13 protein-coding genes are annotated in these 16,918 nt (G+C 68.0%); 6 read left to right on the forward strand and 7 right to left on the reverse strand.

What is annotated here, in order from left to right; genetic code table 11:
• Positions 1–11 precede the first annotated feature (11 nt).
• The 3 genes from ABT313_RS14200 (at position 12) to ABT313_RS14210 (ending at position 4,705) form a co-directional block, all read left to right on the forward strand.
• Positions 12–2,603, forward strand: coding sequence for a GNAT family N-acetyltransferase (locus tag ABT313_RS14200; RefSeq protein WP_350852395.1), 2,592 nt, complete (start codon positions 12–14; stop codon positions 2,601–2,603).
• A 446-nt stretch (positions 2,604–3,049) separates the two neighbouring features.
• Complete coding sequence (locus ABT313_RS14205) at positions 3,050–3,784, forward strand: Type 1 glutamine amidotransferase-like domain-containing protein (RefSeq protein WP_350852398.1); 735 nt, start codon at positions 3,050–3,052, stop codon at positions 3,782–3,784.
• A gap of 129 nt (positions 3,785–3,913) precedes the next feature.
• Positions 3,914–4,705 carry an aminoglycoside phosphotransferase family protein gene (locus ABT313_RS14210; protein ID WP_350852400.1) on the forward strand — a complete coding sequence of 264 codons (792 nt, stop codon included), beginning with the start codon at positions 3,914–3,916 and terminating at the stop codon, positions 4,703–4,705.
• Here ABT313_RS14210 and ABT313_RS14215 read toward each other — a convergent pair.
• Positions 4,702–5,535: a phosphotransferase gene (locus ABT313_RS14215; protein WP_350852403.1), complete on the reverse strand. Its 834-nt coding sequence runs from the start codon at positions 5,533–5,535 to the stop codon at positions 4,702–4,704. The two genes, ABT313_RS14210 and ABT313_RS14215, sit on opposite strands and share 4 nt — an antisense overlap.
• A 14-nt stretch (positions 5,536–5,549) precedes the next feature.
• Entirely contained in the window at positions 5,550–5,849 is a 300-nt protein-coding gene (locus tag ABT313_RS14220; RefSeq protein ID WP_350852406.1) for a VOC family protein, read from the reverse strand.
• Positions 5,850–5,967: 118 nt separating this feature from the next.
• Between ABT313_RS14220 and ABT313_RS14225 the strand changes: the two genes are divergently transcribed.
• Complete coding sequence (locus ABT313_RS14225; protein ID WP_350852409.1) at positions 5,968–6,807, forward strand: nucleotidyltransferase domain-containing protein; 840 nt, start codon at positions 5,968–5,970, stop codon at positions 6,805–6,807.
• Here ABT313_RS14225 and ABT313_RS14230 read toward each other — a convergent pair whose 3' ends face one another.
• Positions 6,808–7,623 carry an SAM-dependent methyltransferase gene (locus tag ABT313_RS14230; protein WP_350852412.1) on the reverse strand — a complete coding sequence of 272 codons (816 nt, stop codon included), beginning with the start codon at positions 7,621–7,623 and terminating at the stop codon, positions 6,808–6,810.
• 140 nt (positions 7,624–7,763) lie between these two features.
• On the opposite strand from ABT313_RS14230, the gene ABT313_RS14235 reads away from it, so the two are divergent.
• Positions 7,764–9,347 (forward strand): AfsR/SARP family transcriptional regulator, encoded by a 1,584-nt coding sequence (locus tag ABT313_RS14235; RefSeq protein ID WP_350852415.1) that lies wholly within the window; start codon positions 7,764–7,766, stop codon positions 9,345–9,347.
• 31 nt (positions 9,348–9,378) lie between these two features.
• On the forward strand, positions 9,379–10,026 hold the full coding sequence (locus ABT313_RS14240) for a helix-turn-helix transcriptional regulator (RefSeq protein WP_350852418.1): 648 nt from the start codon (positions 9,379–9,381) through the stop codon (positions 10,024–10,026).
• A 263-nt stretch (positions 10,027–10,289) separates the two neighbouring features.
• Here ABT313_RS14240 and ABT313_RS14245 read toward each other — a convergent pair whose 3' ends face one another.
• The 4 genes from ABT313_RS14245 to glgX form a co-directional block, all read right to left on the reverse strand.
• Positions 10,290–10,478, reverse strand: coding sequence for a hypothetical protein (locus tag ABT313_RS14245; protein WP_350852420.1), 189 nt, complete (start codon positions 10,476–10,478; stop codon positions 10,290–10,292).
• A 156-nt stretch (positions 10,479–10,634) separates the two neighbouring features.
• Positions 10,635–12,362, reverse strand: coding sequence for a malto-oligosyltrehalose trehalohydrolase (gene treZ, locus ABT313_RS14250; RefSeq protein ID WP_350852423.1), 1,728 nt, complete (start codon positions 12,360–12,362; stop codon positions 10,635–10,637).
• Position 12,363: 1 nt separating this feature from the next.
• A complete protein-coding gene (gene treY / locus ABT313_RS14255; RefSeq protein WP_350852426.1) occupies positions 12,364–14,760 on the reverse strand; it encodes a malto-oligosyltrehalose synthase in 2,397 nt (798 codons plus the stop codon).
• Positions 14,757–16,874 (reverse strand): glycogen debranching protein GlgX, encoded by a 2,118-nt coding sequence (gene glgX, locus ABT313_RS14260; RefSeq protein ID WP_350852429.1) that lies wholly within the window; start codon positions 16,872–16,874, stop codon positions 14,757–14,759. The genes treY and glgX overlap by 4 nt, the downstream gene beginning before the upstream one ends.
• Positions 16,875–16,918 lie beyond the last annotated feature (44 nt).

The following is a 16,918-nucleotide window of genomic DNA, read 5'->3' on the forward strand; positions in this document are numbered from 1 at the left end:
GAGGCACGTTTGTGAATGCGAGAGTGTTCCGGGACACGTACGGCGTGCCGCAGCTTCAAGCCGGCGATCCTCTCGCGTTGGTGTACCTGCAGGGTGTGAACGCCGCCCGGGACCGGGCCTGGCAGATCGAGCTCGAACGTCGGCGCTACCTGGGGACGAGCGCCGCGTTCCTGGGCGCGGAGGCGGCCGGGTGGGATGTGTTCGCGCGTCAGGCCCGGCTGGCCGACACGGCGCAGCGATGCTTCGAGTCGCTCGATGACGAGACGCGCGAGTGGGTCACGGCGTACGTCGAGGGCGTGAATCATGCGCTGCCGGGCGGGGCCTTGCGGGCGCCGGAGTTCGCCGAGACCGGGTTGACGCTGCAGGAGTGGGAGCCGTGGACGCCGCTCGGGATCTGGCTGGCGGTGCATGTCCTGTTCGCCGGCTTCCCGACGAAGTTGTGGCGGACGCATGTCGCGCGGCATCTCGGCGAGGACGCGTTGGATCTGTTCAGCTCCGAGGGGCCGCACGGGGCCGGGAGCAACGGATGGCTGATCCCCGGCTCGCATACCGCGTCGGGTCAGGCGATCGTGGCGGGCGATCCGCATCGGTACGTCGAGAGCCCGGGCGTCTACCAGCAGATCCGGCTGACGTGCCCGGAGTACGACGTATTGGGTCTTGCCGTGCCTGGTATTCCGGGCCTGGCGCACTTCGGGCACACGGGTGGCGTCGCGTGGGCGATCACGAACGCGATGGCCGACTATCAGGACCTGTACGCCGAGCAGCTCCGGCGAACTGCCAATGGCGTCGAGGCGCTTGGCCCGGACGGTTGGAAGGCGGCGGCGACACATCGCGAGGTGGTCGAGGTCGCCGGTGCGGACCCGATCGAGGTCGAGGTGATCGAGACCGAGCGCGGTCCGATCATTCAGGACGGCATCAGTCTGCGCTACCCGCCCCGGGTCACCGGGCGGCTAGGGTTCGAGGTGATGGCTCGGTTGCTCCGGGCAACCACTGTGGCGGATGTCGACTCCGCGTTCGACGAGTGGGTCGAACCGGTGAACGTGGTGCTGGCGGCTGATACCGCGGGTGGGCTGCTGCACCGTACGGCGGGGCTCGTGCCGCGGCGGCATGAGAGCAACCGGATGCGCGTCGTACCGGCTTGGGCGGCGGAGCATCAGTGGGACGGGTGGTACGACCCGATGCCGCGGGAGGACGTGGACGGTCCTGCGGTGATGGCGAACGCTCGGGAGCTGGCGGCGCCGTTGGGCGTCGAGTTCGCGGCGCCGCATCGCTCGGACCGGATCCGCGAACTGGTGAACGCCCGGACCGACTGGTCCGTCGACGACATGCCTTCGATCCACAAGGACACGTTCCTCGGGTCGGCCGGCTCCGTCCTCGACCTCCTGACCGATCTCGAGGATCTCTCGACGCAAGCCGTTGCCCTACGCACCGAGTTGCTCACGTGGGACCGTCGCATGGACGCCACGAGCACGACGGCCTCGTCGTACGCCGCACTCCGCAAGGCACTCATCTCGCGGCTCACCGACCACTTCACGATCCTCGAGAACGCTGAGGTCGCCGCGGTGTTCGCGCCGTGGATGGATCCGCTGACACACGTCTCGTACGCACTCGAGAACCTGGTGGCGGCAGACCTTCCGGAGATCAATCTCGGCTGGCTGGCGCGGGAGGCTCTGGAGGACGTTGCCGCGCACAAGCCTCGACCGCCGTGGGGTGAGACGCATCAGCTCTCGCCGCTGCATGCCTTGCGCGGGCCGGTGTTCGCGCGGGACGAGGAGCCGTACGACCTGGCGCTGTCCGGCGATCATCACTGTGTCATGTCGACGTCGAGCCTGCCCGGGCTCACCGACGTCTGCATTCGTGCGTCGGCCGCTCGGTACGCGTGGGATGTTGCCGATCGCACGGCCAGCAAGTGGATTGTGCCGCTCGGCGCGTCCGGCGTACTCGGGGATCCGCATCATCACGACCAGCTGCCGTTGTGGCTGAACGGATCGCTGGCTCCGGCGGTCGCTGCGACGGATCGTGAGGAGGGCGGTTATTCGGTTGAGGTGGACGGGTTCGGCACGGTCCGGCTCGAGGAGGCCGATCCGGCGCGGGACCTCGATCTGATTCACGGCTGGGTGACGGCCGAGCGGGCGACGTACTGGGGTATGGGTGAGCTGTCGCGCGACGAGATCGCTGCCACGTATCGGTTCCTGGACTCGGTGCCCACGCATCACGTGTACGTCGTACGGCTGGACGAGACGCCGGTCGCGCTGCTGCAGACCTACGACCCGCAGGCGGATCCGGCCGGTGCGGCGTACGACGTCAAGGCCGGCGATCTCGGGCTGCACCTGCTGATCGCGCCCGGTGATCCGCAGCCGGGCTTCACCGCCAACCTGCTGAAGGCCCTGGCAGCGTTCGTGTTCGAGCACCTCGGGCATCCGCGCCTGGTGGTCGAGCCCGACGTACGCAACACCCGGGCCATCGACCGCTTCCACCGCACCGGCTTCACCCTCGGCCCCGAGGCCAAGATCCCCCAACCCGACGGCTCAACCAAAACAGCCCAATTCGCCTTCCTCACCAAAGCCCAGTTCCTGGACTCCCGGCCGGGTGGTCGATCATGAGGCTGAGCCGGCCCGAGATAAGCCTTCAGGTACTGCATGTGCGCGGCTGCCCCAACCTGGCACCGATGCTGGAGCGGCTTGCAGAGGTTAGCGACCTCCCGGTTGCTACCCGGGAGATCCGTAGCGACGCCGATGCCGTCGAGGCGGGAATGGCGGGCTCCCCGACCCTGCTGATCGACGGCAACGACCCGTTTGCCGAACCAGGCTCGGCTGTGTGCGGACTCGCCTGCCGGCTGTACCGCGACGAGGCCGGCCGGACCGTCCCGGTGCCATCCACCGGACAGCTCCAGGCCGCGCTCGCAGCCGCGGACCGGCCGGGACCCCCGGCGGTGCCAGCGGGCGGTTCTGGACAAAATCTTGGGGTTGGTGTCGGATCGGAGCGGAGCTGTTCGTTGCAAGGTTGAGCGGCCGCACGCTCCCCGTACGCGCAACCAAGGAAAGGCATCATGAAGCTTCTGCTGACTTCCGCTGGGATCCACAACGCGAGCATCGAGCAGGCGCTGGTCGAGCTGCTCGGCAAACCGATCGCCGAGTCGACCGCGCTCGTCGTCCCGACCTCCATCTACCCGTTCCGCGGTGGGCAGTTCGGTGCGTATCGGGTCATCACCGGCAACGGCCCGTCTCGGCTGACCGACCTGGGCTGGAAGTCCCTGGGAGTCCTCGAACTGTCGGTGCTGCCGAGTATCGAAGAGGACGCCTGGGTGCCGACGGTCCGCGAGGCCGACGCCTTGCTGTTCTGGGGCGGCGACCCGCTGTTCCTCGCCAACTGGATGCGCCGTTCCGGCCTCGCCGACCTGTTGCCGACGCTGCGCCCCGAGGCCGTGTACGTCGGGGTCAGCGCGAGCAGCATCGCCGCGGCCTCCACCTTCGTGGAGACGTACACCGAACAGCCCCGCGGCACCGACGGACCGCTCAAGTCGGAAGAGGTTGTCTTCAACACCCCCGACGGTGATCTTCACCGGCTCCTGGTCACCGGTGAAGGAGCCGGGCTGGTCGACTTCGCGGTCATCCCGCACTTCGAACACCCCGACCACACCGACGCCTCGCTGGCGAACGCCGAGAAGTGGGCCGCCCACATCCCGGCGCCGACGTACGCGATCGACGACGACACCGCTATCAAGGTCGTCGACGGCACGGTCGAGGTCGTCTCCGAGGGTCAGTGGAAGCTGTTCAACCACTAGACCCCTACCCGGTCACGTGCCAGGATCTGCGAGTGCGGGAAGGGTAGAGGCGCAGGCGGCACGCAGCCGACCGAGCGGACAATGAAGTGGGCCGTCGATTCGATCGGCGGCGATGCCACGATCAGATCGGTGCAAACGCTGCATGACGATCAAGGTCCGTGGCGGCTGCAGGTCGACATGCGTGGTGGTGAAAGGCATTTCGTACTGCGTTCGCTCACCCCGCGCATCGCCGCGGGGTTGATCGCTACGGGCGCGGCGGCGCTCGAGGTTGCCGAGCTGCACCGCTTGCGGGCTCCGCGGCTGGTCGCGAAGGACCTCGACGGCCGCGCGGCCGGCGTACCGGCAACGCTGGAGACTGTTGCTGCAGGCAACACGACGTGGCCGCGCTTGTTGTCTGTCGCGCGGCTCCGTGCTGCCGGCGCGACGCTCGCGCAGGTCCATGCGGTCCGGCTCGAGCCCAGCTCTCACCTGCCGCTCCGGATACGTCCCATCGCGGTCGACTACTTCGCTAGGGATCGGCGGCTGGGTCAGATGCCGACCTCGCCACTCCTCAGACAAGCAGACGAGTTGATCCAGAGCATGCCTCAGCCCCAGGGCGAGAACGTCTTTGTCCACGGAGATGTCTGGCCGGGCAACATGGCCTGGACGAGCGACGCCAGCTGCACCTTGATCGACTGGAAGACCGCTGGTGTCGGCAATCCGGGCGTCGATCTCGGCGAGCTACGCAAGCAGATCGCCATCACGTACGGCACGACGACCGCGGACATCGTGGAAGCCTGGCAAGAAGCCTCCGGTACGGCGGCCACGAACATCCCGTACTGGGACGCAGTTGCCGCCCTCAACACCCCGACGACTCTCTACAGCCCCGAGGCCACCGCGCGGCGTGATGCGTTCCTGCAGGCAGCCCTCGACCAGCTCTAGCGCGAGGAGTCGAGCGCTTCTCGCAGCTCAACGAGCCCGTCGAGACCCAACTGGCGACCGTTGGGGAACTGGTCGCCTCGATCCCAGCGCCACGTGGTGACCATCGCCAGCACGAGGATCCGGCACAAGCTGACCAGGTCTTGATCGGCCTCCGGGTACTGCGCGCTGACGTCCTCGGGCGCGTGCGCGAGGTCGAACTCGATCGGCCCACGGCAGCAGGTCTCGAGATCGATGAACAGAGGTCCCTGCTTCGTGTTGAGCAGGTTCCCCGGGTGCGGCTCGCCGTGCAGCAGCTGCTCCGGTGCACCGCGCTCGATGATCGTCCGGCGCAGGTAGCGCAACGCGTCGTCGAGAAGCTCCCGGCCCGCGTCGGCGAGTTCCGGCGTACTCTCGCGGTTTGCTACGAGTTCCTGGGCTTCTGCGATGCGATCCGTGAAATGCGGCGACGCGGTGTCGATCTTGCGCATCCCCGCATGCAGCCGTTCGAGCGCGTCGGCGTAGTCGGCCGGCGCGATCACGTCAGGCACGGATTCGTAGTACGTCCAGAGCGTGACGACGAAGCCGTCACGTTCATAGGGCCGCGGCTCCGCGCGAGGTTCGAGAGCAGCCATCGGGCTTCCGAGTTCGACCAACTGCTGAGCAAGATCGATCTCGAACTGCGCATTCTGCTCGTCCACCGGCGCCACGCGAGCCATCACGTCACACGGCAACAGCCGAAGGGCCAACTTGTTCGAGTTGTGCAGAAAGGTCACATCGTCCACTGCCAACTCGAGCGCCGAAGCAATCACCTTGACCGCCTCAACCGCCCGCACCACCTCAGCCGCCTCCATACCGCGCCGTACTCCTATCCGTCGTTGCGTTCGAGACAGAATTCGTTGCCTTCAGGATCGGCCATCATGATCCAGCCCCCAGGCTCCGCCGTACGCCGATCGTCGACCACCACCGCCCCGAGCGCCTGCAGCCGAGCGAGTTCGTCGCCCTGCGAACCACCCTGCGGCAGCAGGTCGAGGTGAACCCGGTTCTTCACACCCTTCGGCTCGGGCACCTCGACGAACACCAACCGCGGACCGTCCCGCTCCGGATCCCCCACCACCCAGAACGGGTTCCCCGGCATCTCCACCTTTTCCGCGGGCCAGCGTGTCACCGCACTCTAGAACCGCGCTACCGACGCGGAATCCGCACAATCGAAGGTGACATTCAGGATCGCACTGTGCATGGGGCTCCCCGGGGAAGCTGTTGGCCTAGGAGCATCATGGACGTTCATGACTGACAATGCGCGCGAATATTCGGTAACCGGCAACCCGGCGGACTCCGGACAGCAAGCCCTGATCGAGCGGGTTGAACGCGTTCTCAGCCAGGACGATCGGGTGCTGGGGGTGTGGCTGGTCGGTAGTTTCGGGCGGGGGACGCAGGATCGGTTCAGTGACGTCGATCTGTGGGTTGTCGTCGCCGCGGACGACGCGGACGGCTTCTGTGACGATTGGCCGAAGTTCTCCGACGAGATCTCGCCGACGGTGTTCCGGCGCCCGCTCGGCAAGCGGGTCTTCAACCACATCACGCCGGACTGGCTGCGCTTCGACGTCTCGGTGGGTACGCCGGACACGCTCGCCAGCCGCACACGCTCGACCGCGAAGCCGGTGTACGACCCGCACGGATTGAGCGCTGAGCTCGCAGCACCGGCCGCACCGAAACAGCCGGACCCAGCCCGGGTCCAGTCGATCACCGTCGAGTTCCTCCGCGTACTCGGTCTGCTGCCGGTCGCGATCGGACGCGAGGAGTACGTCGTCGGCGAGTCAGGCGCCGGCTTGCTGCGACAGATGCTGATCGACCTGATGCTCGAGGACGTCGCCGTCGAGGACCGAGGCGGCGTGCTGCACCTCAACGGCCTACTCCCGGCGGACCGTCAGCAGATCCTCGCGAACCTTCCACCTCTCGAAGCCACTCGCGAGTCAGTGATCACGGCCAACCTGACCTGCGCCGCGCACTTCCTCCCGCTGGCCCGCACCCTCCACACAACCTGCGGGCTGCCCTGGCCCGAGGACCTCGAAACAGCAGCCCGCCGGCACCTGTCGACGACCCTGTCGCTCGACCTACCCGCGTAGCTAGTTCTTGCGGGCGAGGACCGCGGCGATCAGGCGCTGGTAGTCGTTGGGGTCTTCGGGCGGGTTGTCGTTACGCCATTCCGAGGCGGCGACCAGGCCGGGCTCCAGGACGGTGAAGCCATCGCCGAAGAGAGCGAGGATCTGCTCGTCGGTGCGCCAGCGGCCGCGGCCGAGCGAACCCTGGAGTACGGCCTCGAGCTCCTGGCTGCGAGGGTCGTTCTCGCTGCGGAAGTGGCTGATGAAGACGTGGCTGCCGGACGCGATGCGGTCGTGCCAGAAGCGGACGATGGCGGCCGGGTCCTCGTCGTCGTTCACGTGGTGGAGCGTGGCGCTGAAGATCACGCCGACGGGCTTGCCGAAGTCGATCAGCCGCACGGTGTCGGGGTGCTCGATGATCGCCTTCGGCTCGCGCAGGTCGGCCTGGATCACCGTGGTGTTGTCGTTCTCGGCGAGCAGCGCGCGTCCGTGGGCGAGCACGATCGGGTCGTTGTCGACGTACACGACCTTCGCGTCGGGGGCGTACCGCTGGGCGACCTGGTGCACGTTGTCGGCGGTCGGCAGGCCGCTGCCGAGGTCGATGAACTGCCGCACCGGCGTGTTCGTGACGATCTCCCGGACCGCGCGGGTCAGCGCGCCGCGGTTGTCGTACGCGATCATCCGCGAGCCCGGCAGTTCGTTGATGAACCTGTCCCCGAACGCGCGGTCCACGGCGAAGTTGTCCTTGCCCCCGAGCAGGTAGTCGTACGTCCGGGCGATACTCGGCTTGGTCGTGTCGAACGGGTACGCCGAGCCCACCGGCTCGTCTGCGTCAGCCATCGCGCGGAGTCCTTCCTGTCGAGACAGCTGTCACTCTATGCGACGCGGAAACTACCTCGCCCCGGACCCCGGCCAGTCGCGTTCTACCGGCATCCGGCGGTGTCATCGAAATGTCATCGCCGCCCCGGATCGTATGTGTCATGAACGGTCGCGCAGCGCACACATCAGCCCGGTTGAGCTTCCGCGTGCTGGGCCCGCTCGAGGTCGACGGACCCGACGGACACCCGCTGGACCTCTGCGGCGGGAAGCCGGCGACGGTGCTGACCTTGCTCCTGCTGCACCGCAACGCCTGGGTCAGCACGGAGCAGCTCGTCGACGCAGTCTGGGCCGGCCGGGACGTGCCGGCGTCCGCGCAGAACAACCTGAAGACGTACGTCTGGCAGCTTCGCCGCTCGCTCCCGGAGGAGCGCATCGAGAGCCGCCCGGGCGCGTACCGGGTGCGCGTCTGCCCCGGTGAGCTGGATGCCGACGTTGCCGCCGCGCTGTGCGACCAGGCGCGTGAGCTGCTCAGCCGCCGGGACTCGGCCGAAGCGATCACGGTCGTCAAGCGGGCTCTCGGGCTATGGCGTGGTGCGCCGTACGACGGTCTGACGGGGGAAGCCACGTCGGCAGTCGACCGGCTGACAGAGCTGCACCGTGCGTTGCGTGAGGACCTCGCGGAAGCGGCACTGCTGCTCGATCGGCCCGCGGAGGCGATCGCCGTACTGCGGGCGCTCACCGAGGAGGAGCCGCTCCGGGAACTGGCGTGGGCTCGGCTGATGGCGGCGTACCGGCAGGTGGGGCGCCGGCACGACGCGCTGGCGGCGTACCAGCGGGCTCGTACGGCGCTCGTCCGCGACCTCGGGATCGAGCCGGGCGCCGAACTGACCGCGGTGCACCAGCAGATCCTCAGCGAGGAACCCATGCCGGCGACCCGGGTCAGCTCGAACCTACCGCCGCGCGTCCCCGGCTTCGTCGGCCGCCAGCCTGAGCTGCGCGCCCTGCGCGATGCCCGTGGCGTGGTCACGATCGACGGGATGCCGGGCATCGGCAAGACCGCCTTCGCGCTCGAGGTCGCCGCGGCATCGGGGATCGCGACCCAGCAGTACGTCGACCTGGACCGGCCGACATCATTGCCCACGGCAACAGGCCTGCTGATCCTGGACAACGTCGAGGACGCGGGGCAGATCCGGCATCTGCTGCCGAACGACACGGACTCGCTCGTGCTGGTCATCAGCCGTCGTCGGCTCGCCGGTCTCGACCGTACGGCGGCGATCACGCTCGACGTACTGGCTCCGTCTGATGCTGCCCGCATGACCGATGTCGAGCAGGTCCTGAACTGCTGCGGCGGTCATCCCGGCGCGATCCGCCAGCTGGCCGAGCGGCTGCGCAACCGGCAGCCGTGGACGGTCACGCGGATGGCGGCGCGCTTCGACGACCCGGCAGCGCGGACCCAAGCGCTGGCGGAGCTGCTGGCCCGCTTCGACGACGTGTACGACGGTCTGCCCGGCGCGGCGCAGCGGCTGTACCAGCTGATCGCGATGACCCCGCGGTTCGATCTCCGTCAGGCTGCGCGAGTCACGGGCACGGATCGGGCCGACGCGGAGCTCATGGTCGACGTACTGATGGACCACAACCTGGTCACCGAGCCGGCGCCGGGACGCTTCGAGCTCTCGCCCGTCGTCCGTGACCACGCCAGCCAGCTGCTGATCGCAACCGGCCCGAAAGCCGAGCTCGTCGCATGACCGCCACGCTTCCTCTGGGGGTATCTCGCTCATGACTGTCACCATGCTCAACCGGCCTACGGGCTTCCAGCAGATCCCTGCCCACAGCGGGCTTGCCGAGCTTCTCGCCTCCGCGGAGGACGAGGTGATCGCGATGAGCACGCTGACCCCGGCCGGGCCGACGTTCGGGCCGCGCGAGGTCAAGCACGGCGTGCGCTACCGGGCGATCTACCCCGACCACGCGCGGACCACGCCGACTCTCGGCCGGCACCTCGGTGCGTTGTCACTGGCAGGCGTGGCGGTGCGCACGACCCCACAGGTGCCGATGAGCGCGATCGTCATCGACGGCGCGGTCGCGGTGCTGCCCGCGGACACCACGAACGGCAGCGTCGCCGTACTGCGGCTGACCAGCGTGGTCGTCGCCGCTCTCGAGTTGTTCGAGCGGATGTGGCCGGACGCTGTACCGCTGGCCGACCGCGACCTGCCGGACGACACCGACCTGTCCCTGCGGGAGCAGGAGATGCTGCGTCTACTCGCCCTCGGCGCGACCGACGAGGTGGCCGCCGCCCAACTCGACATCTCGGTCCGGACCGTACGCCGAATGGTCGCGCAGATCATGAACCGCCTCGGCGCCCGCAGCCGCTTCCAAGCCGGCGTCAAAGCCGCCGACCGCGGCTGGCTCCTAGACCGCGCCTCTTGACCAAACCATCCGGGGCCACCGGCGTACCCACGCAGGCCGGCGGGTGGGCGCGTCGCACAACCGAACCTCCGGCTGACCGCCGAAGGCTGCCACCATTCTAAATCTCTTTATCTCGCGTCTTTCCTTTGTCTTTCCTCTTTGGTCTTGTTCTTCTGTTGCTGTTTGCTGGGCGTGCCGGAGGGGCCGTCGTCGAGGGCTGGGGCGACGGCCGCTCATACGGCTGGACGGTGGCCTGGTCTGGCGGGCCCTGCCACCGGGGTGCGTCAGTTCAGTGTGTGTTTGGGTAGCTCGTGGTCGCGGCGGCGATCCGGCTTGGTTTCGTGGGCCGCGTGGTCGGCAGTGCGTGGGGCCGGGCACACCGGGCCGCGACGGATCGGACCGCCGCCCAGTCTCCGGCTCTTCCACTGCTTTTCTTCGTAGTCGTAGTAGGTGTCGACGCCTCCGACAGTCATCCGGTCCTCCCTTTGACCCCCCGTCCCCTGCTGGCCCATCAACAGTCCGTCACGACCGCACCAGCAGACAAGCGATTCCGGAAATCACCACGGATCAACACGCTCGAACGCCGGGATGTGTTGGTTTGCCCCACAAATGTGCAGCGTTGGAAAGTCTCAGACGGAGACGATCGCGACGCCGTGACCGGGCAACCACACTCCGCCGCCGGTCAGCTCGGCCGCGCCGAACGACATCACCAGGTACTGCGGGTCCACGTCGACGGGTACGACGTCGTCCTCGGCAGCCAGGTTCGCGACCACCCGCAGACTGCCGCGCGTCACCACCAGCCACGCCGCGGCCGGGTCGAACGAGATCCCGACCGACTCCAGCCGGTCGTCCCGCAGCTCCGGCATCCGCGCCCGGAACGTGAGCAGATGCCGGTACCACATCAGGATCTCGTGATGGGGTGAATCGTCCGGCTCCGACCAGTCGAGGACAGAGCTGCGCCAGGTCCGCGGATCCTGGGGGTCCGGGATCTCCTCGGCATCCCACCCGAACTCCGCGAATTCCCGCCGGCGCCCGGTCCGGACCGCCTCGGCCAGCTCCGGCTCACCGAAGTCCGTGAAGAACCGCCACGGCGTCGAGGTGCCCCACTCCTCACCCATGAACAGCATCGGTGTGTACGGCGACGTCAGCACCAGCGCCGCACCGATCGCGAGCTGGCCCGTCGTCAGCGCAGGCCGGTCACCGAGAGCCCGGTTGCCGATCTGGTCGTGGTTCGACGTGTAGGCGAGGAACTGGCCGCCGTGGTCCTTGCGTGGATCGACCGGATGTCCCCAGATCTTGCCGCGGAACGTCGAGTACGTCCCGTCGTGCATGAACACCCGCGTCAGCGTCTTCGCGAACACAGCAGGGTCGCCGAAGTCCACGTAGTACCCGAAGCGCTCGCCGGTCAGCAGCGAGTGCAGCGCGTGGTGGAAGTCGTCGCTCCACTGCGCGGTCATGCCCATCCCACCGGTGGACACCGGCTCGACAGTGCGCGGATCGTTGAGGTCGGACTCGGCTACGAGGCCCAGTGGTCGTCCAAGCTCCAGCGAGAGCTCAGCGGTCTCGTCCGACAGTTGCTGGAGCAGATGCGTCGGGCTGTCGTCCACCAGTGCGTGTACGGCGTCCAGTCGCAAGGCGTCGACGTGGAAGTCGCGAAACCAGCGCAGGGCGTTGTCACAGATCCACCGGCGTACCTCTGTGCTGCCGGTGTCGTCGAGGTTGACCGCTGGACCCCATGGCGTCGAGTGGCGGTTCGTGAAGTACGGACCGAAGCTGCCGAGGTAGTTCCCGCTCGGGCCGAGGTGGTTGTAGACGACATCGAGGCAAACGGCCAGTCCGGCCTCGTGGCAGTGGTTGACGAACCGCTGCAGCGCCTCCGGTCCGCCGTACGGCTCGTGGACGGCGTAGAGGTCCACACCGTCGTACCCCCAGCCCTGTACGCCGGGGAACGCGGCGACCGGTAGCAGCGAGACCACCTCCACCCCCAGCACGGCCAAGTAGTCCAGGTGCTCGGCGGCCGCGTCCAGCGTGCCGCCGGCGGTGAAGGTGCCCAGGTGCAGCTCGTAGAAGACAGACCCGCGCACGTCGCGGCCGGTCCAGTTGTCGTCGCTCCACTCGAACCGGTCCGGCTCGAACACCCGACTGAACCCGTGGACGCCGTCCGGCTGCCACGCGCTGCGTGGATCGGGCATCGGGTCGCTGCCGTCGACGGAGTACGCGTAGTCGGTGCCATGGTGCGCTTCGACGACGTGACGCTCCCACCAGCCGTCCGGTGCGAAGCGCATCGGCAGTACGCCGTCGCGCAGTACCAGGTCGACGTTGGTTGCCTCAGGCACCCAGACGCGGAAGGTGTGCATGTCAGCTCCTGACCAGCAGGGCCACTGGCAGGTCTGTCAGCAGGTCTTCGATTCTGGCAGCACCACTGCCTACCTCGCGACCGGTCAGCACGTTCTTCCACTGTCCGCTCGGCAGTACTACGGCGCTGTCGCCCCAGCCACCCAGACGCTGCAGCGCCGCGGGCAGTCTGGTCGCAACCGTGATGACCGCGTCGCCACGGGCAAAGGCGACCGCATGCCCGTTGGACGTCGGGAGCGGCGCGTAGCTGCCGGCGAAGGCGTCCGGGTACTGCCGTCGGATGCGGAGTGCGCGTGAGGTGATCAGCAGCTTCTCGTCGGAGAGGTCCTCCGGCTTTCCACCGTCGTCCAGATGCTGCAGCCGCTGGATGCGCCGGTCGTAGTCCACAGACCGCCGGTTGTCCGGGTCGACCAGCGACAGGTCCACCAGCTCGGTCCCCTGGTAGACATCCGGTACGCCGGGCATCGTGAGCTGCACGAGCTTCTGCCCGAGGGTGGCCGCCCTGACGTAGCCGGCCTGGTCGTCGGCGAAGCGGCGTACTGAGTCGAGGACGCTGGAGTCCTGCAGGACAGCGGTGACGAAGGCAGCGACCGTTTGCTCGTACTCCTCGTCCGGTGAGGTCCAGGACGTGTTGCGTTTGGCCTCACGGATCGCCTTGAGCAGGTAGGCCTGCATGCGGTCCTCAGCGAGCGGCCCGTCATCCCATGTGCCGAACAGCGTCTGCCAGAACAGGTACTCCGTACTCCCGTCCAGCAGCGGACTGCGGTGGTCCTCCGACAGGCGACGCCACTCGCGGACTGCCTCTGCCCACGCGGCGGGCTGCTCGGAAAGCACTCCGAGTCGAGCGCGCACGTCCTCCGAGCGCTTCGTGTCGTGCGTCGACAGCGTGGTCATCGTCTTCGGCCAGTGCTTGTTCAACTGGGTCGCGTACGCGTGGAACTCCTCCGGCGTGACACCGAAGTGCTCCGGGTCCCCACCGACCTCGTTCAGCGAGGTCAGCCGGAACCACCGGTAGAACGCAGTGTCCTCAACGCCCTTGGCCATCACCGGACCGCACGTCTGCTGGAAGCGCACGATCAGCTCGGCCCGCGCCCGCTCGTCGATCGTGCTGGTCTCCCGACCGAGCAGCAGGTGCAGCACCAGGTCGAGCGTGGCCTGCCGGTCCTCGTCGAGATTGCCGCGCGCCTTCTCCGCTGCCCGCTCCAACGCAGCGACCGCGGCCGGCGACGGCTCCTCGCCCGGTACGACGTACGCGCGGTAGACGTCGAAGTGCACCAGAAGCTCAGCGACAACCTCATGGAACGCCCGCCGCGTGTGGTCACGCAGTCGTACGTCGTCCTGGCAGATGCGCGCGAGCAGCTCCACCAGACGATGCACCTCGGCGTACTGCCCGTGCTGGACGATCTCGCGCTTCGCCTCCTCCACGACCGGCCCGAAGTCGGCTGGAGCACCGGTGAGCTCGGAGTGCAGGGCTGTCAGCGGTGCAGCTCCGGACGGGTCGACGAACAGGCCGCCCACGCGCAGCAGGGCGTCGTATCCGGTCGTGCCGGCGCAGGGCCAGTCACCCGGCAGCTCTTCGTCGCCCTCGAGGATCTTCTCCACCACTACCCACGCGCCGCCAGTGCGCTCGGCCAGCCGGCGCAGGTACCCACGCGGGTCGGCCAGACCGTCCGGGTGGTCGATGCGGAAACCGTTGAGCTTGCCTTCGTTCAGCAACGCCAGGAGGAGCTGGTGTGTCGCGTCGAAGACCTCCTGTGTTTCCTGACGGATCGCAGCGAGCGTGTCGACGTCGAAGAAGCGCCGGTAGTTCAGCTCCTCGTCAGCAACCCGCCAGTGCGCGAGGCGGTACCACTGCTCGGTGACCAGCGCGGCGATGGGCAGGTCCTCGGTCCCCGGGCGGAGCGGGTACTCGTGCTCGTAGTACCGCAGTACGCCGTCCTCGACGGACAGCTCGCCGTCAGCCAGCACCTTGCCGATCCGCTGACCCAACACTGCCATCAACAACGGCTGGTTGCCCGAACCCCAGTCGACGTCGAACCACTCCGCGTACTGCGAACCCGGACCGAGCCGCAGCACCGACCAGAGCGCCGTGTTCAGGCTGGCCGGCGTCGGTACGGCGACATGGTTCGGTACCACGTCCGCGATCGCACCCATGCGGCTCTCGGCCAGCCGTGCCGACAACCGCTCGAACGCGGGCTGTCCGCCCATCGGCTCGGACAGCCTGCTGTGGTCGACTACGTCGTACCCGTGGGTGGAACCGGGCGCAGCCTGGAGGATCGGGGACAGGTACGCGTGGGAGATCCCGAGGCCCTGCAGGTACGGGACTACCGCGGCGGCGGCGTCGAAGCCGAACTCCGCGCGGAGCTGAAACCGGTAGGTGGCCTGCGGGACCCCCCTCATCCGGCGGCCTGCCTCGGGCGGGTCAGAACCAGCGTGCTGCGGGCCTCCAACTGGACGGTATTGCCGGCGGGATGCGGCTCGTCGCTCGCGCCGCCGGTGGCACTCGCCGTGTCGACCGCCACCGTCCAGCTCTCGCCGTACTCCTCCGGTGGCAGCAGGAAGTCGACCGGCTCGTAGTTGCTGTTCATCAGCACCAGGAACGAGTCGTCGACCACCGGCTCACCGCGTGGGTCCGGCTCCGAGATCGCGTCGCCGTTCAGGAAGACCGCGATCGCGCGGGCGTCGTTCTGCTGCCAGTCGCCGTTCTGCATCTCGGTGCCCTTGGGCGTGAACCACACCAGGTCCCCGAGGCCGTCGACGCCGGTGTCGCCGTGGAAGAAGCGTCGGCGGCGCAGCACCGGGTGGTTGTTGCGCAGCCGGACCACGGACCGCGTGAACTCGAGCAGGTGCTTCTGCGGCTCGCTCAGCTCCCAGTCCACCCAGGCGATCTCGTTGTCCTGGCAGTACACGTTGTTGTTGCCCTGCTGCGTCCGGCCGAGCTCGTCGCCGTGGGCGATCATCGGCACGCCCTGCGAGATCAGCAGCGTGGTGAGGAAGTTGCGCTGCTGGTTGGCCCGCAGCCGCAGTACTTCGGGGTCGTCGGTCGGGCCCTCGACGCCGCAGTTCCACGAGCGGTTGTGACTCTCGCCGTCCTTGCCGCCCTCGCCGTTCGCCTCGTTGTGCTTGTCGTTGTACGAGACCAGGTCGCGCAGCGTGAAGCCGTCGTGGGCGGTGATGAAGTTGATGCTCGCCAGCGGCCGGCGGCTGTCGTCCTGGTAGAGGTCCGAGGAGCCGGTCAGCCGGGACGCGAACTCGGCCAGCGTGTACTGCTCACCACGCCAGAAGTCCCGGACGGTGTCGCGGAACTTCCCGTTCCACTCCGTCCACAGCGGTGGGAAGTTGCCCACCTGGTAGCCGCCGTCGCCGACGTCCCACGGCTCGGCGATCAGCTTCACCTGACTCACCACCGGGTCCTGCTGGACCAGGTCGAAGAACGCCGACAGGCGATCGACCTCGTGGAACTGACGGGCCAGCGTGGCCGCCAGGTCGAAGCGGAAGCCGTCCACGTGCATCTCGGTGACCCAGTAGCGCAGCGAGTCCATGATCAGCTGCAGCACGTGCGGGTGCCGCATCAGCAGGCTGTTGCCGGTGCCGGTGGTGTCGTAGTAGTGCCGCTTGTCCTCGTCGACCAGCCGGTAGTACGCCGCGTTGTCGATGCCCTTGAACGACAGGGTCGGACCGAACTCGTTCCCCTCGGCGGTGTGGTTGTAGACCACGTCGAGGATGACCTCGATATCCGCCTCGTGCAGGGCCTTCACCATCGCCTTGAACTCGGTCACCTGCTGCCCGAGCGTGCCGGTGGACGAGTAGGCGTTGTTCGGCGCGAAGAAGCCGATCGTGTTGTAGCCCCAGTAGTTGGACAGGCCGAGCTCCTGCAGGTGGCCGTCCTGGGCGAACTGGTGCACCGGCATCAGTTCGATCGCCGACACCCCGAGCTCCTTGAGGTGCTCGATGGTCGCCGGGTGCCCGATGCCGGCGTACGTGCCGCGGATGTTCTCCGGCAGGCCGGGGTGCGTCTTGGTGAGGCCCTTGACGTGCGCCTCGTAGATCACCGTCTCGTGGTACGCGTGGCCCGGCGGACGGTCGTTGCTCCAGTCGAAGAACGGGTTGGTGACCACCGAGAGCATGGTGTGCTCGCGGTTGTCCATCGTGTTCAGCTCGTCCGGCTTCGCGAACCGGTAGCTGAACAGCGACTCGTCCCCGTCGATCTGCCCGTCGATCGCCTTCGCGTACGGGTCCAGCAGGAGCTTGGACGGGTTGCACCGGTGGCCCTCGGCCGGGTTGTACGGGCCGTGCACGCGGAAGCCGTACCGCTGTCCCGGCTGCACCGCCGGCAGGTATCCGTGGTGCACGAAACCGTCCACCTCGGTCAGCTGCACCAGCTGCTCGGTGCCGTCGTCACCGATCAGCGCCAGATCCACTCGTTCGGCAACCTCCGAGAACACCGCGAAGTTCGTCCCGGCGCCGTCGTACGTGGCGCCGAGAGGGTAAGGACGACCAGGCCATTTCTGCACCTGACGACAGTAGCCACCTCCACCCCCAGGCACCCCACGGCGGG

Source organism: Kribbella sp. NPDC000426 (genome assembly GCF_040300265.1).
GTDB lineage: Bacteria > Actinomycetota > Actinomycetes > Propionibacteriales > Kribbellaceae > Kribbella.